The sequence below is a fragment of the Pseudomonas violetae genome (assembly GCF_023072615.1).
Lineage (GTDB): Bacteria > Pseudomonadota > Gammaproteobacteria > Pseudomonadales > Pseudomonadaceae > Aquipseudomonas > Aquipseudomonas violetae.
Map to the genome: position 1 here is coordinate 389,460 of NZ_JAKNRW010000001.1, position 25,594 is coordinate 415,053.

Genomic DNA, 25,594 nt, shown 5'->3' on the forward strand with positions numbered 1-25,594 from the left:
CCTCCATCATGAATCCAGCCTTCCAAGAAGCGCTCGCCGCCCGCCTACAGTGGACCAGTGTCATCGTCCTGGATGGCATGGAGCGTTCTGAACCGGCATTGGAATTGGCACTGCAAGCCGCCTACGACGCCGTGCACGAACTTGCCTCCAATGACGTGTTGAAGCACCGGCACTATGGCCCGAGAGCGCCCCTGTTGCTGCTGGACGTACCGGAGTTGGCGGAGCAGTACAACTTGGCCTATGAGCTCTATGCGGAGCTGTACCACAGGAACTATCACGCCGGCGAGCTCGGCGGGAGCGGTCCGGACTGGCTTGAACCGGCAGAGCCAATTGCGCTGCCGTACAGCGAGTGGTCGGTAGAGGTAACAGGGCGTCTTGCCTTGCTCTGTAGTGAATCAGGTCTACGGTCCGAAGACGCGATACAGGGCCAAGCTCTGACCCTTCTCAGATCTTGGACTGAGGGCGAGACCCCTGGCCACGCAGCAGACTTGGTTCATGCAGCCTACATCTCAGAGCCTGTTGAGCATCACCCCCGCCTGGCACACCAGGACACATCACAAATTACCCACATCGAATTTCAGTGCCGAGATCTCCTATGAGCACCCAGACCGAATCTTTTAAATCCCAACTCTCGGACCCCGCAGCGTTTGTCAGGGTGGACCTCAATGATCTAGACGGCCCAGGGCTAGACTGGGCTGTCGCACAAGCGGCGGGGATACCCGTCCAGTTCGACCCAGATCAGCACCAGCACCAGCACGTGACCATGGTTTGGCAAGTTTACCCCCATGGGCTGGTACCCTTCCGCCCAAGTGCCGACTGGTCTGACGCCGGGCCGCTGATCCGTCAATTCCAGATGGCTCTCACTCCAGAATCCCATTACGGGGCTGAAGGGACCGAGATGTCCGACCGCTGGATTGCAGACATCTACTACGACGGTGGTGACCACTACACCACTGAGCCAGCCAGAGACGAGCTGGTGGCGGCCTGTCGCGCCATCGCCGTTACCAAATTCGGCGACACCTTGAATGTTCCAGCCGAACTCGCCCGGACATGCGCGTCCAACTAAGAATCCTTAAGCAGACCCACAGCCCGGCATGTTCCGGGCTTTTTGCTGCCTGTCGCGGGTTAGCCATTCAACTCCAAAGCGCGGTTTTCAGATGCCACCAACTGCACGAAAAACTTCGCAGAGGGTGATTCTGGCACGGTCTATCCCACCTGATAGTGGACCCATCGAAACAAGACATCTCAATGACTTCAGGGGTATCAGACATGGGCTCTACAGTATCTACCGGCAAGCTGATTGGTGCATTCCGCCGTAATGACGGTCAGCCGTGCTACGTCATGTTCGAACAAACCTACGAGAAGAACTGCCATCCCCACACGCCAAGTTGGAGCGCCCGGGCAATCGGCGGCGTTGAAACCATGCTGCAGGCTATTTTTGCCACCGCATCCGCCTGTGAAGGGGGGATGCTGCAAGGACCAGGCGGCCGAATCACTAACCCTGAAACCTACATCGCCGGTTGGCTAAAGGAGATGGCGAATCCTGTCTCGATGCGCGACTTGGAGGTCGGGCTGAAGGTTAGCGAAAGCTGGTCAGCGACGCTCACCCAAAAGCACCTCACCACCCTCAAACCAACATTGCTGGCGCTGGGGTATCAGGTGCAGGTAGCGGCCCTTGAGGCTGGCGACAAAGTGTCTGCCTCCCTGCATAAGGACAGCCAGCTCCTGAGTGCACTGTACGACGGCAAGACAATGGGCGCGTGGCGCATCATCCAGTCCTACGACATCCCGGTTAACGGTATCCGTGACGCATCGCTCGGGTTCAAACCGGAAAAGGCAAAAACGTACGACGTAACTGCACCGCGCTTCATGCGAGTCAGCCAGAAGAACGAAAACATCCTCAAGCAAAGCGCCGATGGCAGCTGGCGCTGTGAAGGGTGGGCGTACAGCATCATTGGCGAGTTTGTTACCAACCTTTGGAAAGCGGAAATGCGCGAGCCCGGCAGTTTCCGCAATCGCATCAAGTCCTTCCGCGATGCGGTCGAGGGCGCGGCACTGCTGCCAAGCAGCGGCGTGAAGGTTATCGTGGACACCGCAGTGCCCGTGGAGGGATACGCGCAGAGCAGCATGGAGAGCTTGTTGGCCAAGGTGACCGGTACCCGGGTGGGCAGCGAGGTGCACTTCAGCGTTCCTGAGAGCGACGACTTGCTTTACTCGGTGACCAGCCTCCCCGTAGCTAGTACGAAGTGGGTTCTGACCCTGGACGCCCCCCGCCCTACTCCGGGCCCAGCCCCAATGGAGCAACTGAGCCTGCTGGCCTGCTAACCCCACTCCGCGCGTCAACCAGAAACCCGGCACCGACCGGGTTTTTTGTGTCCGGGATTCGGTGGGCTCACGTTCGGACCCTCAGTTAGGGAATGGACCGTAATCGCTAAAGTCCGAGTCTCGGGCGGTAGCACCAGCAGCTCGCCGCCTCATGCAAGCCGGAGTTTGGACGGCTTTGAACCCTGCGTTCGCCTATCACGGAAGCCAACGCTGGAGCCTTAGTGCGGAAATCGAATCAGTGGGTCTGCGCCAAACGGATTATGAAATGCCTGGGGTTCTGGCACGCGAATCGGCGACCAACAATGTGCTCATCAATTCAAAACGCCAACGAGGGCCACCCAATGACCACTACACCAGCACTGATCCCGGCCGCAGGCCTGCAATTCGTCAACTTCGCCATGGAGCGTTGCATCCGAGTGGTGACTGGGAACGGTGAACAATGTCTGCCCGTGGATGCCCGCCAGCGCGAAGAGCTCCTAGAACCGATAGCCATGAATGCCTGCCTAAACAGCTCTGACCATGCGCGTCTCACCCTCATCAAGACAGAGGTTGCAGGCGTGACCTACGCGGCCCTGGACACTGTCGAGGGCGAGCTTTACGGATTGGCACAAAACGCCGATTCCGGTAATTGCTCCTCATTCGATTCTTCCTGCTACGGCGGCGTGGTCTGGAGGGTGTTGGGCTACCTCTCAGACAGCCCGGATAACGCCCTGGAGCTTAGCAGCGGTAACGACGAGGAGGGAGTGAGAGCAATTCTGGGTGCTTTCCAAACCCTTCTGACCGCCGGCCAGCGTTCGGCAACAGCCCCGGCACGCATTGTCATGGACCTCACCGACGGTGCGCTGCAGGGCGTCTACAGCCATCAGGCGGTGGAAATCATTACGGTCAGCTTTGACGACGAAGAGGATGTCAGCCAGGAGGCCCTCGAGGTCAAGCAAAGCGCAGGACTGCCCGCAGCCATCTGGCAGCACCGCGACGGCGGCGAGCCTGAGATGGAACTGTTCTTCGCAAAAGCGGCAAAACGGTTCACCGTCACGGCCTAAGACCTCCGGTGGCATGGCAAGGGCGGACTGTTCGTGCTTGAGCGAGTTTTACGGCGACAAGGAATGGCGGTAGTGCTTAGAGGACACCGCCGTAGGACCGAAGCAAGCCTGACCCGGCTGGTGCACTGTGTGTCGCAAACTCGGTGTGGTTACTGAATCCGATGCCTGGGCCGGGAAACGCTTTCGCCTTGAGAGCCCGGCGCACCACTCCCCAAGCTGGGGTTTGATTCTCAAGGTGAGTAATACAACCCCGCTCCCACGGGTAGCGACTGCAATCCCCAGTCATCACCGGAATTGAGGCCGTGCACATGCCCTGGCTGCGGTGTTGCACGTGCTGGAGGTCAAAGCAGAATGACTGTACACATCCCCATCGCAAACACGAAAGAAGTGAAGAAACCCACGAATAACGGGTGACCGTGCAATGGATACCAAGCGAAACAGCCAATAAGCGCTAGCAGAGCTGCCCATCGTCGATAGCGAGGTTGGTGAATCCGCTCAGGCAGGAAGGCCATAACTGCTTTGACTGCCAGCCCCGAAAGCAGCCCCCCTATCAAGATAATTGCAATCATAAACAGACCGAAAGCCATCCCTGCTGTCATAGAGCCTCCGATATCGTTGATAAAGCGGGACCAGTCTACTGATAACCAGTCGGTGCGACGACGCTAGCCTCTGTTTGCCCATCCCGAGGCAAAACCCGATTGAGAAGCTCACAGATGCCATCCAGGTCAAAAACGGTTGGAGAGTTGGCTCTTGCCCCGCTAACAGGTTCGCGAACCCTCGCAGCTGAGGGTGGAGTCTGGAAAGTCATGCAGTCATCAGAAAATTTTCAGACCAACTCCTGCGTGGTAGTTAGCCGAACCTTTGGGGAAATCCTGAAAAAGACTTCCTGATTTGGCAAAATCCCCGCACCCCCATCGCAGCCGAGCTTTCCGATGAAGCAAATGACCTTCGCCGACGCCGAGTACGCCGGTAAACGCAAGCAAACCCGCAAGGAACTGTTCCTGATTGAGATGGATCGGGTTGTTCCGTGGAAAGGGTTGATTGCCTTGATCGAGCCCCACTATCCAAAGGGTGAAGGTGGCCGTCCGGCGTATCCGTTGATGGCGATGCTGCGTGTCCATCTGATGCAGAACTGGTTCGGCTACAGCGATCCGGCGATGGAAGAAGCGCTTTATGAGACCACGATCCTGCGCCAGTTTTCCGGCCTGAGTCTGGAGCGTATCCCTGACGAAACCACGATCCTCAACTTCCGTCGGCTGCTGGAAAAACATGAAATGGCGGCTGGGATTCTGGGGGTCATCAATGGTTACCTGGGCGACCGTGGCCTGTCGCTGCGCCAAGGCACCATCGTCGATGCCACGTTGATCAGCGCGCCCAGTTCGACCAAGAACAAGGACGGTAAACGCGATCCGGAAATGCACCAGACAAAAAAGGGCAACCAGTATTATTTCGGTGCCAAGGCGCACATTGGCGTCGATGACGAGTCGGGACTGGTGCACAGCGTGGTGGTCACGGCGGCGAATGTTGCAGACGTCACCCAAGTCGACAAACTGCTGCACGGCGAGGAGAACGTGGTGTGCGCCGATGCGGGTTACACCGGGGTCGAGAAGCGCGAAGAGCATGCTGGCCGCCACGTGATCTGGCAGGTTGCGGCACGGCGCAGCACTTATAAGAAACACGGTAAGCGCAGCGCGATTTACACCGCGATCCGCAAGATCGAAAAGGCCAAGGCGCAGGTGCGTGCGAAGGTTGAACATCCTTTCCGGGTGATCAAGCGTCAGTTTGGTTATACGAAAGTGCGTTTCCGTGGACTGGCGAAGAACACGGCACAGATGATCACCCTGTTTGCCCTGTCAAACCTGTGGATGGTTCGCCGACATTTGATGGCGAGTGCAGGATAAGTGCGCCTACAAGGCGCGAAATGGCGTCTGCGATGTGCTTTCGTCGGCAAAAAATGCGTATTTAGCAGTGTTTTTGATCATATTTTGAGCAGTCGCTATTTTTGAAGCGGCGACTGGGGAAATAGCTGAAAAATATCGGTCTATTTCAGACCATCCTTGGGTTATCCCTGGCAAGAGGAACTGAGTTTTGGCTAATCAAATTAAACTGAATCAATTTGCTTAAATACCCCTTAAATAATCGTAAAGTTGGGTTGGCATAATCACATCCCTATTCAGCCAATCGATCAACTCTTTACCGCCCGTTCGGTTACCGAAGTCAAAGTTATGGTCGCCTTTGTAGCGCAGTGCGTCCATCGCATACGTGAATCCTTTTTCCTCACCCATTATGTGGATATGTCCGCCGACTAAGAACGCCATAGTCTTAATGGAATCTCCGTACCCGGGGATTTTGAACGCCTGCATTGAGCCCATAAAGGCGCCACTCAAATACCCGCGAACAAATGGACAGAAAAACAACTCATTGAGACCTGGCACGTCGCGGGCACGCAATAACTGCAGGTCAATGAAATTTGCTGCAACCTCAATCGCATGTAGCGTTTTTTTGTCTATCGCAGGCCGAGCATTCGGTTCCGCTTTTCTGTTCCAGAATGCCATATCGATTCTCTCCAGTGAACAACCCCCCGCATCCTTGGTATCAGGCCACTCCAACAGCCTTGAACATCCTTGTTTGATCCCCTATCGCAGAAATCAGAGCGGCAGGTTTCCTCAGCATAGACAAAGTTTGCGACGGCTTGCTCTACTCGGTAACTAACCTCCCGGGAGCTAGCAATGGATTATCGCCCCGCCCGACCCTCGCCCTACCCCGGCCTCGGCCCGCATTGAGCAGCTAAGCTTGCTAGGCTGATAAGCTCAGGCCGTTATCCATACAAATGACCCGGCGCCGACCGGGTTTTTTTGTTTCCGCGATTTGCTGGTTTCGCATTCGGACCCTCAGCGACGGAATAGCCAGTCCCCAATCTTCTAAGTGCACCCACCTTAAATACCCTTACAATAATTAAACAGTTGGGTAGGCACAGGGACTTCGTCATTAAGGAAATCAATCAACTCCGTACCGCCAACGCGGTTGCCAAAGTCATAGTTACGATCGCCTCGGCATTGTAATGATGCCATCGCATAAGCGCGGCCGCTTTTCTCTCCCATCATGTAAACATGGCCATCCACCAAGAATTCCATCATCTTCATGTCGTCCTTGAAGCCGGGGACTTTATAAACCTGCATTGCGGCAGTAAAAGCGCCCATCAAGTAACCGCGAACAAATGGACAAACAAACAATTCGCCAAAACCAGGCATATTTTTTGCTCGAACTAATTGTACGTCAATGATATGAGCCGCTATGCCTATCGCATTGTGGGTTTGTTGTTCAATTGAAGGTTTAGGTGTCGTTTCAGTTTTGTTATTCCAAAACGCCATATCTATCTCCAGATAATATTTCCATTCTCTAGGTCAGTTCACTCCGGCATACCCCTGGAACATCTTGAATTGATTCCTCATCGCAGGATTCAATGCGGTAGTTTTTCCAGCATAGACAGTTTCGAGAGAAACGAACGGGCCGTTGGGCACTTCTTTGATCGCGGGGTTCCGGCACGCTCCCTCTCGGCTCACGATGGGTCTACTTCGCCATCTGCACCTGAGGACACCACGTATGTCGCTTTACAACGATCTCGAAAAGACACTTCGCTCAACCGGCTATGTCACCGGCGGCCAGGCGAGCGAACTGGCCCACTCGGTCGAGGTGTTCATTAACGTCCGGGAAGCGGCTCTGCTCGAAGCCCTAACTGCGCTGCAAGCTCGCCTCAATACGCTTGAGGGACTGCTGGCCACGGCAAACGAAGGCACTGACGCCATGGACGCGGAGGAATACAAAGCGCGTGGCGGGGAGACCATGGCAGCGCTTTCGGACGCCGGTTTGTTCCAGCCCATGGACGTACAGGCCATTGTATCGCGCAGCACGGGGCCACAAGCCCGCGTGCGGCTGGTGATCGACAACACGGGCGGTACGATTCACACCGCTATCGCCAACCACCCTTTGGACATCGTGATCCTGCGTCGTGACGAGGCCGACGTCGCCGACTGCCAACATGGCTACGTAACGCTAGAAGAAGAGCCAGTCGCGCTCTCCACAATGAGCGCCACGGGCTACGGCGACCACCAAGAGGTCGAACACTACTTCGACGAGATCGACTACAAAAGCCAGGTCTTGGGAAAGTCCAACACCATCGCTCAAACTTCGCCCTCCTGATGGCTCATGTACACGTTGCAGCCAACCACCCCGATCACACCGGAATAATGGCGTTTCGCTAGTCTGTTTCCTTGTGATAGCCTAAAACGCAGATCTCACCACCGCAACTGAATTAAATGGATAAGGAAAAATGGATAGATTTTATAGTCTCGTGTTTGCATCGTTAATTGCAGCATCGCCCCTCACAGCAACTGCTGAAACCTTTGAACGGAAAGACCTTGATCGAAATCGCACTAGCGTTCAATACGCTGGCCCTATTAAATCTGTAGCTAAGGTTATCGAAGGTTATAAGTGGCTTGGCCAAACCGAGGCCATGAATGGTGGCGTGATATTTGAGGCTCACGACAACCCTAACTTTGGAAAAAATGACACCGAATCGGGCGGCGCCATTATGGTAAAGGCTATCTTTTACACCTACCAAGACGTGAGTAAAGAAGAGATTATGATTGCGCGCCAGAGTGAGATTTCTGGATTTGTTGAGCTTTATGGATACGATTCACCCGAGCTGCAACTGCACATTCGTGTAATTGACGACAATACCTTCCAGGCATTCACAAGTCCAGGCGACTACTCAAAATCGAATAAGCTTTTTACTTATAAAAAAGTCGAGCAGTTCAATAAAAGCCCGTATGGCGATCGACTAAAGTCCGCTAGCGAAAGTGGTATGATTTGGTGACGAATTAAACACGTTCACAGGGCTACCCCAAAGGTAGCCTTCCCTACGAAAACAGCTACGGCATTTGTCACGATAATGGTCAACAGCGTGTCTGCCCCCCCAAACCCCGTGCTGCCGCACTTGAAACTCCTACGCTACTCACCCCTAGTAGATCGTTTCAACTGAATCCCCGACGGTCCCGAGCTACCCCCTTTTTTCCTAGCCTAACCTAGATGGCTGGTGAGTTTGGCTGACAAAGGACGGCACACTACCCCCGCAGCGGCGGTCAAGCGCGGTACCGGCATCCAGTCGGGGCTCCCAATAAACCTGCTACACCGTTCAGCGGCACCTGCTTGCCAAGCCTGTGAGTCAGAGTTAGATTGGGTATGTGCGAAGAGCTATCGCGCCCATAACCTTAGGAGGTCGTCATGCTCAGTATCGTCGAATCGATAGAGATCCGTCAGGAGCCCCATTCTTCTGGTGCTATCGAAGTCCAGCCGGAAAGCGAGAAGGTAGTCATCACCATCAAGCGGTCGGCGCAACAGCCATCCCAGGAGACTTTCAAGGCATACGTCAACTCCCTGGAAATGGTGTCTCAAGCATTCTGGAGCCAGCAGCGCAGTGTCCGAGACGAGACCATCACGACAATAGTCGACATGTGCCTGCCGAAGAAGCCGGTCACCTCCACACTTCTTCGCGAGGCGAAGATGCTGGTCCAGGCGAAGACCGAGATCCTTCAGAGCAACGACTGGATCACCGCGTCGGAAATCGCCGAGCTGGCTCAGTTCAAGTCGAGCAACCCCAGTTCCCAGCCGAACAAATGGAAGCACAGCGGTAAGATTTTTGCCCTACGCCATGAAGGTGTCGATTACTTCCCTATCTACGGGTTGGACCCGGCGAACGCCTTCCGTCCTGTCGCAGGCCTTGGAGATATCGTTTCGACCTTGGCAGACATGAAGGATGGCTGGGGAATGGCCTTTTGGTTCGCATCGCCTAACAGCTACTTGGGTGGGAAGCGTCCGAAGGACCTGCTCCAAACCAAGCCGCAAGATGTGCTGGCGGCGGCTGAGGACGAAGTGGCAGGGGTAACTCATGGTTGAGCGGCCTCCAAAGCACCCGCCCGGTCCCGGTGAACGAATTCAGGCTCGCCTGATAAAGATCGAAGCCGGCCGGGTGCTGCATCGCGTTCACTTGGGTCGATTCCAATCGACGGCTTTCAACGGTACCGAGAATGGGAATGCACGGTTCAGCCCGATCCGGAATTCGAAGGGCGACATTATCCCCACCGTGTACGCTGGCAGCTCATTCGACTGCGCTGCGATGGAGACCGTCTTCCACGACGTGACCTACGAGCCAGGACCTAAATATTTCCAGAAGACAAAGCTCATCGGGCACAAATATTCCAACGTGCTCGTTACCGAGGAGCTGTCTGTTGTCGACCTGTCCACCAAAGCCCTGCGTTCAATGGACATCACCCGCAATGAGCTTATCGACACCGATAAGAACATGTACCCGATAACGCGGGGGTGGGCCGAGGCCATTCACGCAGCGGTGCCTGGCGCACAGGGCTTGCGCTGGATCTCGCGGCAGGACGACACGGCAGAAGCTGTTGTGCTGTTCGGAGACAGGATCGGGCCGCAAGCCCTTGTGGCCCAGGGCCGAAGCTTGGATCTGACAGAAGACGAGGAAGCCTACAACCAGCTGCTGGTCCTAGCAGAGGTTATTGGTGTGCGGATCGTTCCTAGCAAGGGCTGACCAAGGTTCTGGCACGCGCTTTTTACCTCAAAAATGTGCTCATCAAAACCGAGCACATACGAGGTCACCATGATTCCATTTACCCTGAGCCCTACCGGCGCCGCCACACACTTCACCCGGTTCGAGGTTCAGCGTTGTATCCGCATCGTCAACCAAGATGGTGAATACCTGCTGCCGATCGATGCTCGCCAGGACGAGTCCACTCTGGAGCCGATCAAGAGCGTCACAATCCTCCCTCCACTGTTCAATGCCCACCTGATCCAAACTGAAAAGGACGGTGTCCAGTACGCGGTGATGGCCGCATCCACCGGCGAGCTCTACAAACAAGCCTCGGAAGCCGCAGCAGACGACTACAGCTGCTTTTTCAGCCCCGACTCGTATGCCGGTATTTCGTGGAGGGTGCTGGGGTTCGTCTCCGCCAATCCGGAAACGGGAGTGCAACTGAACATCGGTGACGACGAAGCTGCCGTACGGGCGATCGGGGGTGCATTCCAGTCGATGCTGGAGGTCTGCAACCAACAAGCCGCCGAGACGACACAAGGCACGGTGCGGGTCGTTGTCGACATCACACGTGGCGCCATCCACGAGGTCTACGCCACTCAGCCGGTCGACATCGTATTCCTCAGCACCGACGAGGATGACATCGATGAGTCACAGAGCGACAACGGCTACCGAACGCCGAATGAAGAACCAGTGGCGTTGTGGATGCAGGGGTACAACGCGTGCAACGTCGAGCCTGGTGAAGTCGCGGCCAACGCCGAACACCTCGAGCACTATTTCTTCGAGTACACCCGTGCGAACCGTGCGTAAAAATCCCCCCCCTAACTGACCAAAGCCCCGTTTACTGGGGCTTTGTGCATTCCTGGGCGCCAGAACCCCCCTGACGATTTGCCAACGGCTTTCTAACCCCTACCCAATCACTGATACTCCCCGCACCGCAGCGCTCAACGTGTTGGGATTTCTTGAGTGATGGAGCACATGAAAGCACTGGCCAGCAGCACCCGGGCCAAATCAGGGCGGACGCCCTTCAAGCCCCGCCACGTCATAAAGTTCACCGGGTACCGAACCTGGTCCGAGCACGTCGTCGCTTTTCAACGATATGTCGAGGAAGACCTAGACCAGCAGCGTGACGCCGCGCTGTTGGAGTGGGCGGGATTTGAGAACCGCCCAGCGGGCGACCTCCCATACTTGATTAACCTCGATCTAAAGGCCTATAGGGAGCAGCGCGCCCGGGACGCTGAGGGAGAAGAACCGCCACGGCACCTGTTCGCCCTCGATGTCGAAGATCTACTCGAATTCACGAGCGATGATATTCGCGCCGCTTGGGCGTTTCGCCGCCACTGTTGCGGATCGAATGAAGTCGCTGCCGAGCTCTACGCCCTGTATCGGGTTCTGAATGGCGACGACGAGTTCTATGCCGGCGCCACCACCTATCTGGGTCATCCTGAAGTCATGGCCATCTTCGCCGAGCTGGAGGGCGAAGAGCAGACTGTTCAGGTGGACTACTCACTTCCGGGCGCGCCGCACGATGCAGTGGCCTCTGTGGAGACTGATCCGGTACCGAGTGCGGGGCTGAGTCTGGCCTACGTGCGAGAGTTGAACATGGAGGGGTTGAAGGCTGCTTGGGCTAACCGGCCGGAGAGCTTCGCCTCCCTGGAGGCCGCCGCCGAGACATTGGCCATTCTTCGATCCCTCAACTCGGCAGATCCAGCGCGCCCAAGTTTCAGGCACATGATGCAGCACCAACTCGTTCAAGACCTGGAAGATTCCCTGCCCTCGGAACTGCAGGCCGCAGCGCCATCACCGAGCATTGAGCTTGAACTGCTACGCGCTGATCGCCGGACAGTACGCACTCAGGTATCAGTGATTCGCCCTGGGCAGGGAAATTTCAGAGCCGCAGTGCTGGAACGGTACGGCGGAGAGTGCTGTATCACCGGATGCCGGATCGACACTCTGCTCGAGGCCGCGCACATCATCCCCTATCGCGGTGACCAGTCGGATGATCCAACCAACGGCCTGCTCCTGCGAGTGGACCTCCACCGGCTCTTCGATGCGCACCTGGTGTCGATCCACCCCACCACGCTCACCGTTGAGGTGGCCACGGCACTGGAAGACGCTGGGTACCAGGCGTACCACGGAAAACGCCTGTTCGCATTCAGTCCCAAACCTAGGATTCTATTCCTTGAGACCCACTTCTCGGCGTTCAATGCCCAGCGGGGAACTGGGGTATCCCCTCAGAAGTGAGGAAGTGAACCGGACATATTCCCCGGGCCAAATGTTCGGATCGCTACCCGAATCAATGCCGCGCATGGGAGAACGCCCCTCCGGCTCATCACTGCAAGCTATCCGGATTATTCCTTGCGCGTGGTTCTGGCACTGCCTGTCAGGCCTCAATCTATCCCCCATCGTTGCTGCAATGCACCCCGAGCACGCTTGATGGGGCGTTGCCGGCGTGAGCATTGGAGCGCCACACCAAATGCCCAAATGCTTCGAATCCAGGCTCAGCGGCTGTTCAAGCGGTGGGTAACCAACAGCCCGTTTCAGCCAAATACCATTGATAGGTCCAAGCGAATGAACCACCCCCAAATCAAGGCAGCCACCAAAATTCGAGGCGTGAAACCGATCACCGATCACGCCTACATCAATCACTCGAACGGGTTTATCTGCCCTTGGTGCAGCTCCCAAAACGTTACCTTCTCAGGTGTGGACATCACCTTTGGGGGCGACTTCATTGCGCAGGCTACTTCTTGCGATGACTGCGAGACGAAGTGGGAAACGATCTACACCCTTAGTGGTTACGGCGCGAAGGCGCACTGAAGAAAAGGAGAGTATCGATGGGACAAACCGACCCCAACCAATCTGCTGAAAAGCTGATCGGACAGCGCGCAGCCGTAAACGGCGGCTACAAGGCAAGTACGGTGCGGGTAGCGGAAGGAAAAATCGGCCTCGTGACCGCTACTTACAACCATGCGCAGTGTGCCGAAACAAAGGCAGAGATTGCGCGCCGTGTCGCCGCGCTCTGGAACCTTGCCATTGGAATCTCAACAGCGGAGCTCGAAGCATTGGACGCGTCAGGGTTCAGGCTCCGCAAGAAGAAATGAACCGTAGATCTGCTGGCAGTTCTCTTTGCCAATGGCTTCCGGCACGCACTAGCCACGGCGATAGTCACTCCAACGAAACAGCCGGGGCGATGAGTTCGATTCACCCGGCAGCGAGCCCGACCCCCAGTCAGCAAAATGTAGGAACCATCAACCATGCAGATTGAACCGATCACCGAAATTGACGTTTACCGGGCCACCCTGGCGGCCTGCGTGAAGGCCGAGGCCAGCGAGCAGACGCAACTGGCGCAAGTATTGCGGGCCTGGGTCGATGCCTCCCCGTTCGGCGGCTGCCCGGCTTGTGACGGTCGCGCACCATGGCGCAACGAGCCGCAGTGCCAGACCTGCGCGGGTGATGGATTTCTACCGGTCGCCAAGATCAATCCACCTGCTGACAGGTTCGATAGGCTGTGTGGGTGCGCGCTGATTGATATTTGGCCCAGTGAGGAAGCCCGCTTTCGGATTTGGACCATCGCCTATCAGCAGGACTACAAGCGGAAAGTGGTCAATAACGGTCGCCAAGTGATCCCCGATGTGGACTGCCAGAAATGCGGCGGTACCGGCGAAATCTCGGCTACCTAACCCACATCCAGTCGGCGCCGGCCACGGAACCGTGGGACGGCCCAAACACCACACTCCAAAACGATCAAAACAGGTCTGATAAATGAACAACGCAGATGCCGCACTCAACCTTGAGCTTGTAACCAGCGACCATGGCTTCCACGATTACGATGTGGTCGGCCACCCCGCCCTGCGTCGTGCCTGCGTGCCACTGGACATTCGCAAGGGCGAGCTCTTTAACGTCTACCACGGCGAGAGCAGTAAATCCGGCGCGAAATGGCTGGGTAACCTGAAACTGTCGCTGGAAGCTTGGCTTTCAACTCAAGCTGCAGTGCACCAGGCCCAAGCGGCCAACCCTGCATTGACCAAGACCCAATAACACGGAGAGCCCCAGGAGGCATTATGTTGGAACTCACCGCCACCCCAGCGCAACTGGCCGAAGTCAAACTGCTCGTGCCGCAGATCGATCAGCGCATCAATGCATTCCAGTTGGACACCATTGCTTCCAATCTGGACTTTTTGCTTACTCCGGACGTGACTGTCCGCCAGTACCTGCACCTCCTCGTCAGCTCGGGCACCGCCAGCGCTGACGAACTGGTAAAAATCGTTCGCACAGTCCGAATGACACAGCTGCGCCCGCGCATGGATGCCGCCGTAGACCGCGCTATCGAACAACATGGTTACGCGGTCCAGTCTGTCTTTGCACAGGACGATAAGCCGGCATTCGCATACACCATAGGCCTCTCCGAGGAGGTAGGATTCGAATTGATGGCTCTTGCGGGCTACGACCATTTACTACTCGCCCACGTGGTAGGTTCCTATGCTGATCTGGCGAAAGCGCACGAACACATCGAGCAGGAGCGCAACGACGTAAATGAGATGGCTGCGACACCCGGTTACGGCGTGCGTACCAAATGCATTCCAATCGAGGCACGAGTGGCCACCGCAGACTTCGTGAAGCAAACCCGGGGCGACGTCGTGCGCGTTTACCAAATCCTCATAGCGGACAAGAACAACCTGTTTCCCGGCGAACAGGGTTACAGCAAAACTTGGCCACAACCGAGGCTCCCGCGCCCACTGGACTAGAACACTCGCGAATCTGAGGTGATTACGTCACCTCTCGGCCTCCAGGTGTTTCAGGGCCTTCGTCCGGAACCCAACCGAGCGTGCCCTGTAACCTAGGACGTGCTGTCCCTTGAGGTCTGGCGGCTACCTTCGATGGCCGCGCCCGAACCTTGGGAATGACATTGGTTTCCTCACTCCTCCCCCCTCCCCACACGCAATAGCGCCTCTCCTCACCTAGAGATTTTTTCAAGGAGCAGATGGTGGCACGCGTCTGCCGATCTCAAAATCTCCACATCAGATCAATTTACAACGCCCTATTGAAACCCTGCCGTGAGGTGGGTGAGGAAACCAGATGGCCAAGATTTCGAAAGATGCAGCGAATCGGCACAAGCGTGCACTTGATCTCGTTCACAGTGACAAGCACCTCACGCTCGATGATCGCTTCTACATCCTGGAAAACTTCCACGAAGCCGCTACAAATTTGAACGGTTTGGCCGGCGCGTTCTTCACTCCCGAAGGCCTGGCTCGAGATTTTTCAATAGAGGTTGGGCGCTGCAAGTCGATGATTGATCTTTGCGCTGGGATCGGCCGCCTCGCGTTTGCCTGCCGCGAGAGCGCGCAGCGCATCGTCTGTGTGGAACAGAACCCTGAGTATGCTGCCGTCGGGATGCGTGTAATGCCAGACGCTGAGTGGATCGTGGGCGATGTGTTCGCGATCGACGAAATCGGCCATTTCGACTGGGCGATCTCCAACCCGCCGTTTGGCGCGATCAAAACGGGCTCTTCGTTCAAAGGTGCCTACACCGGCGCACGCTTTGAATACAAGCTGATCGAACTGGCAAGCCAGATCGCTGACAACGGCGCGTTTATTATTCCCCAGTCCTCAGCGCCATTCCGCTACTCGGGGGTTAGAGGCTACCGGGCGGAGATGGACAGGGAGTGTGAAAAGTTTGTTTCCCAAACTGGCATCGTGATGGGCAATAACTGTGGCATCGACACGGCACTCTACAAGGATGAATGGCATGGAGTCAGTCCTGTGTGTGAGGTTGTCGTGTGTGACTATTCTGAGGTTGCCGAGTCGGCTGTGCAGGTACAGTCCACAATCCCGGCGCCGGCGGAAATCCCCACACCCGCCAAAGTTCACATCCCTACAGTGATTCAAAAGCCAGCCGCAGTTCATGTACAAACTGAGGCCAGGAAGGCCCCCGCGATAAAAAGGACCGTCGCTAAGCCGACCGTTCAGGTACTTCAACTCAGCCTCTTCGACGCGGCGTAGGCAACTCGAGCAATCTCTGCTGGCGCATCCCAGTGAAGGATGCCCCGCAGCGGGTTGCCCGGCCCTAAGCCAATTCCCAATGCCGGTTTTGACTGGCCCATCCACCATCCCGCGTCAGCCTGTCCTCATCACCGGTTCGCTGGTTCTGGCGCAATCGCCAACCCACCAGACCGCAAGCCTCACCTTTTACCAATGGAGCAAGGCATGTACTCACCTGCAGAAATCGAACAGAGAGTGGAGCAGCTGGAAAGGCGCCTGATCGCCGAGCGCGAGGGTTCCGAGGCTTTGAAGGGCATGATGAACGCCGCCTGTGCCCGGCTGGAACTTGAGCGTGACGCCGCGCTGGCTGCCCTCAAGGCTATTCAGGTGGCGAAGCCATCCGTGAAGTTGACGGTCGTTTATCGAAGCGGTGAAGGTCAGGAACCTCTGGTGGCCTTCAGTCCGGACTTCGCCCACTACTACGACCGTCTGGCGCCAGGTACGGAGGTTTCGCTGTACGCGGAGCCATCAGCAACTCGGTTCCGAGATGAGGGGGTGGCCAACCTGGTGTTTCCGACCATGCTCCGAAAAATGTGGTCTGGAGGCGAGGTGCAGGCATGGCTTAAACACCAGGGGCCGCTATACGCGTGGCCAGCTCCGCAACGACCAGCATTCCAAATCCGGGTAGCACCATGGATGCTGGAGTGCTTCGGCGCCGATATCGCGAGTGATGAACAAGAGCGCAACGCTCGGTTTCTAGAAGAGGCGCTCGAGCTAGTGCAGGCCTGCGGCGCGAGCGCCGGGGAAGCACACGAGCTCGTTGATTACGTATTCGGCCGCGCCTTGGAGGAGCGAGTGCAGGAAGTCGGGGGCGTAATGGTCACTCTAGCGGCGCTATGCCTCGCGCACGGTATGGACATGCACCAGGCGGGCGAGATCGAGCTCGACCGAATTAATCAGCCCGAGGTGATAGATCGAATCAGGAAAAAGCAGCAGTCAAAGCCTGCGTTTGGACCCCTACCTGGCTCGTACCCCGATCGCAACCCGTCGTAGGTATTGCGGGGGTGATCGGCCCGGCTGAGGTTAGGGGAAAGACCTAGGGGTGGGTATGGAATCTAGCGTCCCCGGCCTATTCGGCCCGGGGATAGCACAGGGCTCTACGGGTTACCGGAACGCCTGAGAGCTGCCGGACCAAACGGGGAATAAAGCTGCAGCCCATCGACCGTCCATTGCTGGGCTTGGTCAAAATCGGTGGTGCTGTAGCAGATGTGATGATTGTCCATCGGGTCAACGACCAGGTAGGCGCCATGCTTGCCTGCGCTCTGGCTCAATTCCTTGGCAGCAATTGGCGCCAGGGCGGCGCGGAACTGATCAATGTACTCCCCCCGGGTTGAGCCCCAGCGGTTTACCAGGCACTGATCATCCGGCTCAAGGCCAGCGTCCCCGCGCTCATCATTTGGTTCACCGGGCACCATGAAGAACTCGCGCTCTATCGCCTGCAACAACTCAGAGAAGTGCCTGAGGTTGCTCAGGTTGTTCGTAAGCGTCGGAAGCACCCTGGACTGCTCACCAATCCCGAAAGCCTCGTAGATCGCGCTACGCTCGGCCTCAAGCTCAGCAATCCTTGCTGCATCAGCCACTCGGCTCTGCTGGTGGTGGGAGAGCGGGATGAGCCCTTCGCCCTCAGCAACGCCTACCTGGCCCGCACCTAAGCGCCATCGGACGTTTCCACTGCAAGTCGAGTCATACCACGCCAGTGGCTGCAGCTGACCACCCACCGACGTGTGCGGATCTGGGAGGGCCGTCGTTTCTTCAGTGAGCTCACGCCCCTGCGGTGAATTCATCGTGGTCGAACCTCTAACTTGTAGGAGATGGCCGGGCAGGAAACTGTTCCAACCCACACAGCTAGTGGGCTGAAACTATGATGCCTACGTTCGGATACCTAGCAAGTCAAAACGCCAGTACGAAATTCAGATGCGGCGTCCGCCACACTTTTAGCTTGGTTTGTGGGGGGAGACTTTGGCCTGAGCCTCACGATAGGCTTTGAGGAAGTAGTAGCCAGTCACTACAACCGGCGTCAGCCAGATAAACCCCTGAACCAATGCAACATTAAACAGCGCAAGCTGATCACCAGCCTTCGCAAGATCGCTACCGGCAGGCGCAGGGTCGGCGACTAGGCTCTCAAAGCCGATCAGAAAAATCAGTATGATCCCAAACGGATACAGAGCCAGAAAAACGCCCACCCTCCGCACGGCCTGGGACATCGTCATAAGCCCAATCGACATCACCAGGCAGGCGAGGTAATACAGCAGCGCGTTTTTTGTAAGGCCACTGAGCTCAAGACCAAGATTGAAAAGGACCAGAAACCAGTCTGCCAGGGCAGCAATGGCGAGCCCAATGACCGCGACTAAAACAAAGGTGCCCACGACGCTTTTCGACTTCGATGTTCGGTGTTGAGTTGGCATCGATTGAATCTCCATCTATCCATGATAATTTGAGGTTGGTGCAGTTTTTAACTTGCCAATGGCAGTCGATTGTTGAGTTGACGAAGCGTCTCGCGTATTGCGCGACCAAAGCGCTGTACTCCTTTGATTCCCACATTTGGAGCCCACCCCCAGCCAGCTTGGTCTGACAGTATTTTTTCTGCGCTTGAGCACTGAGAATTTCGTCTGCGATCAGTTGCTGATAGTGGTTCATTCGGCTTGCTTCCGCATATGGGACCGAACTAGCGATTCGGCAAGCGTGATCGTAGTTCCGTTAATCGGAACTGTCAAAACCTTTTTCACACCGGCTTGCTTCAGAATATCCCCCCAGGACTCGATACGAAATTCGGGACCTTCCTTGATAATCACGGTGCCAAACTCGTTGTTTAACGCCTGAACGTAATCATCGATTTTTCCCTTGCTGAGCCCGGTCAGCGCCGCCACGCTGGATGCTGTTGCTCGCTCCAGGCGGTCGATAGCTGCCAGAGTCACCAGCAGCCGGCCAGCGTGCCCCTTGGGATACTGGGGGACGCCGTTATCATTCAATTGAACCTCTGACATACACACTCCACGAGTACCGATAAACGGAACTGTAAGGCCGGCGCGAGTCTCCGTCGATCAATTTCTGTTTATTTTTGTGTTTATCGTAAGACCCCGTGAGGAATACCAGGGACGGTTCTTCAGCCACCTTTCCTCACCTCCCCAGCGGGTTTTTATACGGCTACCTTCGAAAACCAAGCGAGGGGCGCTATCTGGAACGCTGCAACTCAAGACCCCTTCCCTGCTTCACTCGAGAACAAGATGACTCGCCATATGCGCCTATTCATGATCGGTGCCAATTCTTCGCTTCATCAGTAAGCGAACTATTACCGCGGGCGGCACTCTGCAGCCCGCACCAACTCTAGCCCGTTGCAGCTGGTTCTGGCACGGGGCCGACTCGGCAATGATGTGCTCCTCAAATCACGGCCCGGAGCCATACCAATGAACCTCCCCTCGCAAAGCGATCAAACCCAACCATCGAAAATGAACTTCATCCGTTTCGAGGTACAGCGCTGCATCCAGGTTCTGTTCGGCCACGACAAGGTCCACCTCCCCCTCGACCCACGCCAGGTCGACGCGGTTCTTGAACCTGTCTGGAACGAGATCGGTCTGGACGATCACCCTAGCCTTTCGCTGATCACCACCGTAGATGCCAACGGCGTTGAGCACGCACTGGTAGACCACTGCGATGGCGATATCTACCTGGCAGCCGACGCCGGCGGCGACCCGACGTGCGAGATCAGCTCGGGCAAGTTCGCCGGTGAATCTTGGCGCGTCGTTGCCTATGACGAGGGTTTCCCAAACGAGCCCTACCAGCTGGCGACCAGCGATCACCGGGAAGCAGCCGACGCAACCTGCCGGGCGCTACAGGCCCTACTGGCGCCAGCTCGAGTGGTGATTGGCTTAGAGGGTGGACTGTTGCAGTTCGCCTGCGCCGACCGCAGCGCGAGTGTGCTGGTGATGGACAGCTCGTTTGCGCACCTGAACCAAGAAAACAGTGGCTTGGTGATCAGCAGCCCATACCAGGGTCACGCTGCTGAGTTTGCCGGCGAGCACCGTGAGGTCACAGTCGAACCTGAAGCTGTGAGCACCTTCTGGGGGCAACTCGCCGCCCAGCAGGAACTGGCCCCTACCCATAAGTGAGGTTGCAGAAAATGGACTATCAGCAGCGCATGATTTTCAGCGATGAGGTCGATTCCCGCGCCTCTTGGGAATCTGAACTTGATCAACTCATTGCAGGCGGGGCGCTATTCGTAGCAAACCACTCAGGCGGGAAAGATTCGCAAATACAGTTGATTCGTATTCTTGAACGAGTGCCAATCAGCCAGTTGGTCGTTGTCCATGCCTCACTCGGTCCGATGGAGTGGCCTGGAGCGATGGAGTTGGCCCGCGATCAAGCTTCCGCTGCCGGGTTGCCATTCATCGTCGCCAAAGCTGCAAAGACCTTTCTGGAAATGGTGGAGCGCCGGTTTGAGAGTCGTCCCGAAGTTCCGAGTTGGCCCTCCGCTTCTACACGTCAATGCACCAGTGACTTGAAACGAGGCCCGATTCAGCGTGAAATCAGGCGTTACGCCAAGGCCAATGGCTTCAAAACCATCGTCAACTGTCTTGGATTGCGCGCTCAAGAGTCGCCGGGGCGAGCAAAGCGCGCTGTCTTCAGTCGTATGGGCATCAGCAACTCGGTGTCGACGTGGTACGAGTGGTTGCCGATTCATGACATGCGCACCACTGAGGTTTTCGCAGCTATTGAGGCTGCCGGTCAAGAGCCCCACTACGCCTACGCGTTGGGGAATGACAGATTAAGTTGCCTGAATCTGTTAGGAACACGGTATCCGACAATGACCAGTAAAGGGCGTCAACGATGCATACCATCTTTTCATGCTATGTGAGCTCTGCCTCATCGACCAGACAACGTCCTAACAAGAATTTTTCCTTCAGTTAAGCCCCCCGGACACTCAGATGACCAGTCAAGCTAATCCCAATACCTCTAAACTGGATCGTATTCTCGCTGATGCAAAGCGCGACAAGGAAATGGGCTACCGTGACAAGGCCCTGAAAATGTATCCTCACGTGTGCGGCCGCTGCGCCCGCGAGTTCTCCGGCAAACGCCTGAGCGAGCTGACGGTGCACCACCGCGACCACAACCACGACAACAACCCTCAAGATGGATCGAACTGGGAACTTCTCTGCTTGTTCTGCCATGATAATGAACATTCACGTTACACTGATCAGCAGTATTTTTCCGAATCATCTTTGAGTTCACCAAAGTCCTCAACCGCAACACATAACCCATTCGCAGCACTGGCTGAACTTATGAAGAAGTGACTCAGAAACACTTAAACAACAGCAGAAAATAGGCCTCGATGAATATTTAATCACCCAATAATGCGAGGCCTTCTTTTCCAAAGATACAGGAGCTATTAGCGAAACCGACGACGCATGTCGCGCTCTCCCTAATCGAATAACAATACCTAATTACGGCACCATTGCCTTCTCCTAATCGAGAAACTCAGCAAGAATTTAATTTCCAACTATACTTAATCCTCACCTCTAGCTTCAGCCATACATGGTAAGCCATCGCAACCAAGCAGCACACCAATCTAAAATTCATCTAGAAACCAATAACGCGCAGGATATCGAAGATTTTTGCCCTGGAGTTCACGTTTGCATCAACACCCTTTACAACTCGCTTCAGAACTCTTTTACAGAAAGCCCACGGGTCATTAAAGCTAGCGATTTCGTGGATATAATTCATGCTCTCTACGTTCCTTACGTCTCATATTTCAGAGCTGACAGATACATGTGCAGTGTCGTGCAGCCGCTGATCCCCAAGCGATTTGGGACGCAGGTGGTGGCCTCTCCAAGGAAACTACTTATGGCACTTGGAATTCAAGAGGGTTAAAGAACCACGCCACTACGCCGCATCACGGACGGTAAATCGTTTTTCTCTACTTCAAATGTCTGCCTGTGGCTGGATACTTAATTTCACGAAATGTTGCTCAGATCAAATGATGGCTTAAGCGAACCAAGCCTCAGTCTCACTGGAATATAATTGGTATAGGATTATTGATTCGATTAGGGGGAAAAATGAATTTTCTAAGTGCTTATGGTAAGGAAATCGTTTCGCTTATCGTGCCATTGCTAACTTGGCTTCTCAATTCGGGACTCAAGGCGAAGGCAAAGCTGGTGTGGACTAGTCCTCACTCATTCCATTTTTTAGTCCAAGAGCCTCTTAAGGATCCCGACGGCCAGATTCTTAGTACAACCCAGCGTGTATGCACTGCGTCAATCAGGGTAATTAATTCTGGTAGAGAGACCGCTAACAAAATTGAGTTAGTGTTCAACTGGAAGCCCCAATACATAAACATCTGGCCTGTCCGACATTACGAGCATAAAACGGACCAGGACTCTCGCCACATTTTGATTTTCGATAACCTATCCCCCAAGGAGGAAATTGTTATAGAGATAATGTGCATCAACGCAGACTTACCGGCCCTCCTTGTGGTCCGGTGTGCAGAATGTACCGCTCAGAACGTTAGGCTTTCTTGGTTTCGATATACTTCCCCCCTGAAAATCAACATCGCGCGAATCTTGATGTTTTTGGGTGCCAGTACCTTCCTTTATTGGGTGATCGTACTGGTTCAATTTCTGGTCCTTCGAACACCGAACTGATCAGAAGGTAAGCTCGACTGTTCGAATTGAAAAAACAAGACGGCCAATGATCTATATTGCCTGTTTTTATTCGTAACCTGCCTTCTCCGAACGACAGCTAAGGGTTGTGGATTCAACCGGTCTCGACAGGCAGAAAACGGCCAAAAGTAGTCGTTGGAGGGTAATCAATACTCTGGAAGCTTCGCCAAATTTGATTGGTATGAAAAATCACGGAGCTAAATCCTGAGCTAGCCGCAACGATAGTGAGATCGCCACGTGGCATCCTTCGACTGATGGCATAATGATGCTCCTGTGCGTATCCCCTTGCCGATATGGAGTGTCGAGATGGCTATTTACGAGGAAGTGCTGGCATGGGCGGATAGGTTGCCACTCTGGAGGCAGGACGCCTTGAGGCGTCTGTGTATTCAGGGAAGCTGGAGCGAAGCGGACCTTATAGAAATTCTCGATCTCGCCAAGCGGCATCACGGACTCCAAAGTGCAATAGAGCCTACGCCGCAGCCGATCGGGTTCGCCGCGGACCATTTTCCCGCCGAGGCGAGCCGGGACAGCGCTGTTGTTCTTACGTCCCTACACACGATGACTAATGTTGGGAAAATTCCGAGCGACCAAGCTCTGGAATTCCAATCGCGAGGGCTCACCGTCGTATACGGTGGCAACGGCACCGGTAAGTCGGGCTATGCGCGCGTGTTGAAGCAGGCGTGCCGAGCTAGAAGCCCGGGCACCGTCTACGCGAACGCCTATGCCCCGAACTTCCAGCAGCTCACACCGAGCGCCACTATCGACTTTGAGTTAGACGGCGCTCCCGAGCAGGCTATCTGGAGCGGTCGACGCGGTGATGTCCCCCGGACTGAGCTCAGAGGCATCTCGGTGTTCGACGGCGACTGCGCGCGCCATTACCTCCAGTCGAAAGAGGCAGCCGCTTTTCAACCGTCCGCCCTAACCTACCTCCAGCAACTGGCCAATGGTCTTAATCAGGCCCTACGCCCAGGGCTTCAGGCAGAAATCGCAGGTCTCGCCACAGATGTAGCGCCGTTCAATGTCATCCCTGGTAATACGGAAGCCGGCCAAGCAGTGCATCCGATCGGACCGGCCACAGATCTGACACGCGCGCGTGTCTTGGCCATGTTCACTCAGGATGAGCAAGCAGAACACGTTCGCCTTCCTCAGGAGATTAGCGAGGCGGACCCTAGCGCCAAGGCGATGAACCTCGACAATGCCGCGACGAGGATTGATGAGTTGTGCAACAGCATCGCCACCACCGCCGGCGTCGTGTCTGATGATGCGATCGATGCCGTGCAGGTATTGCATAGGCTATTGGTTGAAGCTGAGGCGGCCGAGCGCGCCGCGTCTGCCCTGCTACAGACGGAAGATGCCACGCCGTTGCTGCCCGGAACGGGGCAGGGTCCGTGGTCGTTCCTATTCAAAGCCGCACGCGAGTACTCGACCACTACTGCATATCCGGAACAAGCCTTCCCGGTGACAGACGAGGGTGCAGTATGCGTGCTTTGCCAGCAGGAGCTGACTCCTGCGGCGCAGGATCGCTTGCAGCGCTTTGATCGCTATATTCGGGACAAGGCGGCCGAAGCCGCACAAGTTGCGCGCAATGCCTGGCAGCAGACCGTACGCGATGCCGGCTTGGCGATTGTCACCTTCATCGTCCCCCCTGTCATGTTGGAAAGCTTGCGTGGCCGCATAGCAACGCTGCCTGATGAGATCCGGATCTTCCAAGAAGACCTGATTGCTCGACTTCGGTGGCTCAGAACTGGCGTTGCCAACGCGGAGTGGCTGGACCGGCCAGCGTATCGCGGCGCAAACCCGACTGCGTCGCTCCGCCAAATTGCGGAGAGCCTTCGCGCCGAAGCGGCCGGAATGCGCGAGAACCTCGATGCAGAAGCCCTAACGGCCAAGCGGCTTCGCCTAATAGAGTTGGACGCACGGCGGCTACTTTCCGAGCATATCGAAGGTATCGCCCAGGTTATCGAGAATCTTGCCCACAGGGCAAAGCTCCAGAACTGTCTTGATGACATCGGTAATACGCGCTCGATTAGCGTGCTTGCAGGTCAGCTCTCGAAGACTTACGTCAGTGAGGCGTTGGCTGGGCGGATGAACGATGAACTTGGTGGGCTTGATCTCTACCACATTAGGGCGGGGGTTAGTTCCACCGGTGACGCAGGCTCAGTTCGCCTCGGAGTCCAACTTCACGAATGCCGGCTAGATCCGCATCTTGTTCTGAGCGAGGCGGAGCAGCGCATGTGTGCTCTCGCCTATTTCTTCGCGGAACTCCATCAGTCAGGGTCCAACTCAGGAATCGTATTCGACGATCCGGTTTCGAGCCTTGACCACAATCATCGAACCGCTGTCGCGCGGAGGATCGTTGAGGAGTCCGCCAACCGGCAAGCAATTGTGTTCACACACGATGCGGTGTTCTTCGGGGAGTTGATTGCTCTGAGCCAAGATGCCCAGTTGGTCCCTGAGGTGAGGTCGATCAGCTATCGCGCAGAAGGTCCTGGCTACATTGATACCGGACTGCCTTATGACATGCGAAGGCATAATGAACGCATTGGACTACATCGTGCCGACCAGCAGCGTATTGCAGCTATGTTCAACAACCCCCCTGGGGATGACGAGCGGATTGCGGTCCGCAATGCGTACGATGACCTTCGCGTTACGATAGAAGTTGGAATCGAGGACACAATACTCAACGGAACCGTAGTGCGGTTCCGCGACGGTGTCTCGGTCGGTCGGCTTGATGGCGTGATGGTCGTGCAGGAAGTTGAATTCCGCGAAGTGCAGCGTTTGCATGACAAGTGCTGCCGCAATGTGCGTGCGCATTCACATGCGGCCGGCCAGCAGCGTGCTGTTACGCAACCTGACGAGCTGCTGCGAGATATCGAGGCGGTTAACACCTTGTTCCAAGGCATACGTAGGCGCAGAGGCTAAGC

General features: G+C 55.9%; 27 protein-coding genes. 22 read left to right on the plus strand and 5 right to left on the minus strand.

Annotation, left to right across the window (positions count from 1 at the left end; genetic code table 11):
* The first annotated feature begins 8 nt into the window (after nucleotides 1–8).
* From L9059_RS01765 to L9059_RS01785, 5 genes are all read left to right on the plus strand, one after another.
* Entirely contained in the window at nucleotides 9–599 is a 591-nt protein-coding gene (locus L9059_RS01765; protein ID WP_247286484.1) for a hypothetical protein, read from the plus strand.
* Nucleotides 596–1,066, plus strand: coding sequence for a phage protein NinX family protein (locus L9059_RS01770; RefSeq protein WP_247286486.1), 471 nt, complete (start codon nucleotides 596–598; stop codon nucleotides 1,064–1,066). Before L9059_RS01765 ends, L9059_RS01770 begins: the two co-directional genes overlap by 4 nt.
* A gap of 203 nt (nucleotides 1,067–1,269) precedes the next feature.
* Nucleotides 1,270–2,325: a hypothetical protein gene (locus L9059_RS01775; protein ID WP_247286488.1), complete on the plus strand. Its 1,056-nt coding sequence runs from the start codon at nucleotides 1,270–1,272 to the stop codon at nucleotides 2,323–2,325.
* Between the two features lie 341 nt (nucleotides 2,326–2,666).
* Entirely contained in the window at nucleotides 2,667–3,368 is a 702-nt protein-coding gene (locus L9059_RS01780; protein WP_247286495.1) for a hypothetical protein, read from the plus strand.
* Nucleotides 3,369–4,300: 932 nt separating this feature from the next.
* Nucleotides 4,301–5,269 carry an IS5 family transposase gene (locus L9059_RS01785; RefSeq protein ID WP_247286505.1) on the plus strand — a complete coding sequence of 323 codons (969 nt, stop codon included), beginning with the start codon at nucleotides 4,301–4,303 and terminating at the stop codon, nucleotides 5,267–5,269.
* A 219-nt stretch (nucleotides 5,270–5,488) separates the two neighbouring features.
* Here the strand turns inward: L9059_RS01785 and L9059_RS01790 are convergent, their stop codons facing one another.
* Together L9059_RS01790 and L9059_RS01795 are read right to left on the minus strand one after the other, a co-directional pair.
* Nucleotides 5,489–5,923 (minus strand): hypothetical protein, encoded by a 435-nt coding sequence (locus tag L9059_RS01790; protein WP_247286507.1) that lies wholly within the window; start codon nucleotides 5,921–5,923, stop codon nucleotides 5,489–5,491.
* A 381-nt stretch (nucleotides 5,924–6,304) separates the two neighbouring features.
* Nucleotides 6,305–6,739 (minus strand): hypothetical protein, encoded by a 435-nt coding sequence (locus L9059_RS01795; protein WP_247286509.1) that lies wholly within the window; start codon nucleotides 6,737–6,739, stop codon nucleotides 6,305–6,307.
* A 232-nt stretch (nucleotides 6,740–6,971) separates the two neighbouring features.
* Between L9059_RS01795 and L9059_RS01800 the strand changes: the two genes are divergently transcribed.
* From L9059_RS01800 to L9059_RS01860, 13 genes are all read left to right on the plus strand, one after another.
* Nucleotides 6,972–7,568, plus strand: coding sequence for a hypothetical protein (locus tag L9059_RS01800; RefSeq protein WP_247286511.1), 597 nt, complete (start codon nucleotides 6,972–6,974; stop codon nucleotides 7,566–7,568).
* A gap of 130 nt (nucleotides 7,569–7,698) precedes the next feature.
* Nucleotides 7,699–8,244 (plus strand): hypothetical protein, encoded by a 546-nt coding sequence (locus tag L9059_RS01805; protein WP_247286512.1) that lies wholly within the window; start codon nucleotides 7,699–7,701, stop codon nucleotides 8,242–8,244.
* 407 nt (nucleotides 8,245–8,651) lie between these two features.
* Complete coding sequence (locus L9059_RS01810; protein ID WP_247286514.1) at nucleotides 8,652–9,323, plus strand: MbcA/ParS/Xre antitoxin family protein; 672 nt, start codon at nucleotides 8,652–8,654, stop codon at nucleotides 9,321–9,323.
* Nucleotides 9,316–9,978, plus strand: a complete 663-nt coding sequence (locus L9059_RS01815) for an RES family NAD+ phosphorylase (protein ID WP_247286525.1) — start codon at nucleotides 9,316–9,318, stop codon at nucleotides 9,976–9,978. The genes L9059_RS01810 and L9059_RS01815 overlap by 8 nt, the downstream gene beginning before the upstream one ends.
* Before the next feature lie 69 nt (nucleotides 9,979–10,047).
* Complete coding sequence (locus L9059_RS01820) at nucleotides 10,048–10,788, plus strand: hypothetical protein (protein ID WP_247286527.1); 741 nt, start codon at nucleotides 10,048–10,050, stop codon at nucleotides 10,786–10,788.
* A 159-nt stretch (nucleotides 10,789–10,947) separates the two neighbouring features.
* The gene (locus L9059_RS01825; RefSeq protein ID WP_247286529.1) at nucleotides 10,948–12,222 is read left to right on the plus strand and encodes an HNH endonuclease; all 1,275 of its coding nucleotides are present in this window, start codon (nucleotides 10,948–10,950) and stop codon (nucleotides 12,220–12,222) included.
* 327 nt (nucleotides 12,223–12,549) lie between these two features.
* Nucleotides 12,550–12,795, plus strand: coding sequence for a hypothetical protein (locus L9059_RS01830; protein ID WP_247286540.1), 246 nt, complete (start codon nucleotides 12,550–12,552; stop codon nucleotides 12,793–12,795).
* A gap of 17 nt (nucleotides 12,796–12,812) precedes the next feature.
* Nucleotides 12,813–13,079 carry a hypothetical protein gene (locus L9059_RS01835; protein ID WP_247286543.1) on the plus strand — a complete coding sequence of 89 codons (267 nt, stop codon included), beginning with the start codon at nucleotides 12,813–12,815 and terminating at the stop codon, nucleotides 13,077–13,079.
* A 153-nt stretch (nucleotides 13,080–13,232) separates the two neighbouring features.
* Nucleotides 13,233–13,658: a hypothetical protein gene (locus L9059_RS01840; RefSeq protein WP_247286545.1), complete on the plus strand. Its 426-nt coding sequence runs from the start codon at nucleotides 13,233–13,235 to the stop codon at nucleotides 13,656–13,658.
* Between the two features lie 82 nt (nucleotides 13,659–13,740).
* Nucleotides 13,741–14,016 (plus strand): hypothetical protein, encoded by a 276-nt coding sequence (locus tag L9059_RS01845; RefSeq protein ID WP_247286547.1) that lies wholly within the window; start codon nucleotides 13,741–13,743, stop codon nucleotides 14,014–14,016.
* 23 nt (nucleotides 14,017–14,039) lie between these two features.
* Entirely contained in the window at nucleotides 14,040–14,723 is a 684-nt protein-coding gene (locus L9059_RS01850) for a DUF4262 domain-containing protein (protein WP_247286549.1), read from the plus strand.
* Between the two features lie 331 nt (nucleotides 14,724–15,054).
* Entirely contained in the window at nucleotides 15,055–15,978 is a 924-nt protein-coding gene (locus L9059_RS01855; protein WP_247286550.1) for a class I SAM-dependent methyltransferase, read from the plus strand.
* A gap of 204 nt (nucleotides 15,979–16,182) precedes the next feature.
* Complete coding sequence (locus L9059_RS01860) at nucleotides 16,183–17,010, plus strand: hypothetical protein (protein ID WP_247286561.1); 828 nt, start codon at nucleotides 16,183–16,185, stop codon at nucleotides 17,008–17,010.
* A gap of 104 nt (nucleotides 17,011–17,114) precedes the next feature.
* Here L9059_RS01860 and L9059_RS01865 read toward each other — a convergent pair whose 3' ends face one another.
* From L9059_RS01865 to L9059_RS01875, 3 genes are all read right to left on the minus strand, one after another.
* Nucleotides 17,115–17,801 carry a hypothetical protein gene (locus L9059_RS01865; RefSeq protein ID WP_247286563.1) on the minus strand — a complete coding sequence of 229 codons (687 nt, stop codon included), beginning with the start codon at nucleotides 17,799–17,801 and terminating at the stop codon, nucleotides 17,115–17,117.
* Between the two features lie 150 nt (nucleotides 17,802–17,951).
* Nucleotides 17,952–18,422 (minus strand): hypothetical protein, encoded by a 471-nt coding sequence (locus L9059_RS01870; protein WP_247286565.1) that lies wholly within the window; start codon nucleotides 18,420–18,422, stop codon nucleotides 17,952–17,954.
* Between the two features lie 228 nt (nucleotides 18,423–18,650).
* Complete coding sequence (locus L9059_RS01875; protein WP_247286591.1) at nucleotides 18,651–19,001, minus strand: hypothetical protein; 351 nt, start codon at nucleotides 18,999–19,001, stop codon at nucleotides 18,651–18,653.
* 420 nt (nucleotides 19,002–19,421) lie between these two features.
* Between L9059_RS01875 and L9059_RS01880 the strand changes: the two genes are divergently transcribed.
* The 4 genes from L9059_RS01880 (at nucleotide 19,422) to L9059_RS01895 (ending at nucleotide 25,592) form a co-directional block, all read left to right on the plus strand.
* Nucleotides 19,422–20,123 (plus strand): hypothetical protein, encoded by a 702-nt coding sequence (locus L9059_RS01880; RefSeq protein WP_247286593.1) that lies wholly within the window; start codon nucleotides 19,422–19,424, stop codon nucleotides 20,121–20,123.
* A gap of 11 nt (nucleotides 20,124–20,134) precedes the next feature.
* On the plus strand, nucleotides 20,135–20,869 hold the full coding sequence (locus L9059_RS01885; RefSeq protein ID WP_247286595.1) for a phosphoadenosine phosphosulfate reductase domain-containing protein: 735 nt from the start codon (nucleotides 20,135–20,137) through the stop codon (nucleotides 20,867–20,869).
* Nucleotides 20,870–20,939: 70 nt separating this feature from the next.
* On the plus strand, nucleotides 20,940–21,305 hold the full coding sequence (locus L9059_RS01890) for a YajD family HNH nuclease (RefSeq protein WP_247286606.1): 366 nt from the start codon (nucleotides 20,940–20,942) through the stop codon (nucleotides 21,303–21,305).
* A 1,671-nt stretch (nucleotides 21,306–22,976) separates the two neighbouring features.
* Nucleotides 22,977–25,592 (plus strand): AAA family ATPase, encoded by a 2,616-nt coding sequence (locus tag L9059_RS01895; protein WP_247286608.1) that lies wholly within the window; start codon nucleotides 22,977–22,979, stop codon nucleotides 25,590–25,592.
* The last annotated feature ends 2 nt before the right edge of the window (nucleotides 25,593–25,594 follow it).

What these genes read in the sequence shown, in the direction of transcription:
- L9059_RS01860 (WP_247286561.1), top strand. Translation starts at nt 16,183, where the DNA reads ATGTACTCACCTGCAGAAATCGAACAGAGAGTGGAGCAGCTGGAAAGG.
- L9059_RS01885 (WP_247286595.1), top strand. Translation starts at nt 20,135, where the DNA reads ATGGACTATCAGCAGCGCATGATTTTCAGCGATGAGGTCGATTCCCGC.
- L9059_RS01855 (WP_247286550.1), top strand. Translation starts at nt 15,055, where the DNA reads ATGGCCAAGATTTCGAAAGATGCAGCGAATCGGCACAAGCGTGCACTT.
- L9059_RS01830 (WP_247286540.1), top strand. Translation starts at nt 12,550, where the DNA reads ATGAACCACCCCCAAATCAAGGCAGCCACCAAAATTCGAGGCGTGAAA.
- L9059_RS01815 (WP_247286525.1), top strand. Translation starts at nt 9,316, where the DNA reads ATGGTTGAGCGGCCTCCAAAGCACCCGCCCGGTCCCGGTGAACGAATT.
- L9059_RS01785 (WP_247286505.1), top strand. Translation starts at nt 4,301, where the DNA reads ATGAAGCAAATGACCTTCGCCGACGCCGAGTACGCCGGTAAACGCAAG.
- L9059_RS01840 (WP_247286545.1), top strand. Translation starts at nt 13,233, where the DNA reads ATGCAGATTGAACCGATCACCGAAATTGACGTTTACCGGGCCACCCTG.
- L9059_RS01825 (WP_247286529.1), top strand. Translation starts at nt 10,948, where the DNA reads ATGGAGCACATGAAAGCACTGGCCAGCAGCACCCGGGCCAAATCAGGG.
- L9059_RS01895 (WP_247286608.1), top strand. Translation starts at nt 22,977, where the DNA reads ATGGCTATTTACGAGGAAGTGCTGGCATGGGCGGATAGGTTGCCACTC.
- L9059_RS01765 (WP_247286484.1), top strand. Translation starts at nt 9, where the DNA reads ATGAATCCAGCCTTCCAAGAAGCGCTCGCCGCCCGCCTACAGTGGACC.
- L9059_RS01810 (WP_247286514.1), top strand. Translation starts at nt 8,652, where the DNA reads ATGCTCAGTATCGTCGAATCGATAGAGATCCGTCAGGAGCCCCATTCT.
- L9059_RS01805 (WP_247286512.1), top strand. Translation starts at nt 7,699, where the DNA reads ATGGATAGATTTTATAGTCTCGTGTTTGCATCGTTAATTGCAGCATCG.
- L9059_RS01780 (WP_247286495.1), top strand. Translation starts at nt 2,667, where the DNA reads ATGACCACTACACCAGCACTGATCCCGGCCGCAGGCCTGCAATTCGTC.
- L9059_RS01865 (WP_247286563.1), bottom strand. Translation starts at nt 17,801, where the DNA reads ATGAATTCACCGCAGGGGCGTGAGCTCACTGAAGAAACGACGGCCCTC.
- L9059_RS01845 (WP_247286547.1), top strand. Translation starts at nt 13,741, where the DNA reads ATGAACAACGCAGATGCCGCACTCAACCTTGAGCTTGTAACCAGCGAC.
- L9059_RS01850 (WP_247286549.1), top strand. Translation starts at nt 14,040, where the DNA reads ATGTTGGAACTCACCGCCACCCCAGCGCAACTGGCCGAAGTCAAACTG.
- L9059_RS01880 (WP_247286593.1), top strand. Translation starts at nt 19,422, where the DNA reads ATGAACCTCCCCTCGCAAAGCGATCAAACCCAACCATCGAAAATGAAC.
- L9059_RS01790 (WP_247286507.1), bottom strand. Translation starts at nt 5,923, where the DNA reads ATGGCATTCTGGAACAGAAAAGCGGAACCGAATGCTCGGCCTGCGATA.
- L9059_RS01870 (WP_247286565.1), bottom strand. Translation starts at nt 18,422, where the DNA reads ATGCCAACTCAACACCGAACATCGAAGTCGAAAAGCGTCGTGGGCACC.
- L9059_RS01875 (WP_247286591.1), bottom strand. Translation starts at nt 19,001, where the DNA reads ATGTCAGAGGTTCAATTGAATGATAACGGCGTCCCCCAGTATCCCAAG.
- L9059_RS01775 (WP_247286488.1), top strand. Translation starts at nt 1,270, where the DNA reads ATGGGCTCTACAGTATCTACCGGCAAGCTGATTGGTGCATTCCGCCGT.
- L9059_RS01835 (WP_247286543.1), top strand. Translation starts at nt 12,813, where the DNA reads ATGGGACAAACCGACCCCAACCAATCTGCTGAAAAGCTGATCGGACAG.
- L9059_RS01820 (WP_247286527.1), top strand. Translation starts at nt 10,048, where the DNA reads ATGATTCCATTTACCCTGAGCCCTACCGGCGCCGCCACACACTTCACC.
- L9059_RS01800 (WP_247286511.1), top strand. Translation starts at nt 6,972, where the DNA reads ATGTCGCTTTACAACGATCTCGAAAAGACACTTCGCTCAACCGGCTAT.
- L9059_RS01770 (WP_247286486.1), top strand. Translation starts at nt 596, where the DNA reads ATGAGCACCCAGACCGAATCTTTTAAATCCCAACTCTCGGACCCCGCA.
- L9059_RS01795 (WP_247286509.1), bottom strand. Translation starts at nt 6,739, where the DNA reads ATGGCGTTTTGGAATAACAAAACTGAAACGACACCTAAACCTTCAATT.
- L9059_RS01890 (WP_247286606.1), top strand. Translation starts at nt 20,940, where the DNA reads ATGACCAGTCAAGCTAATCCCAATACCTCTAAACTGGATCGTATTCTC.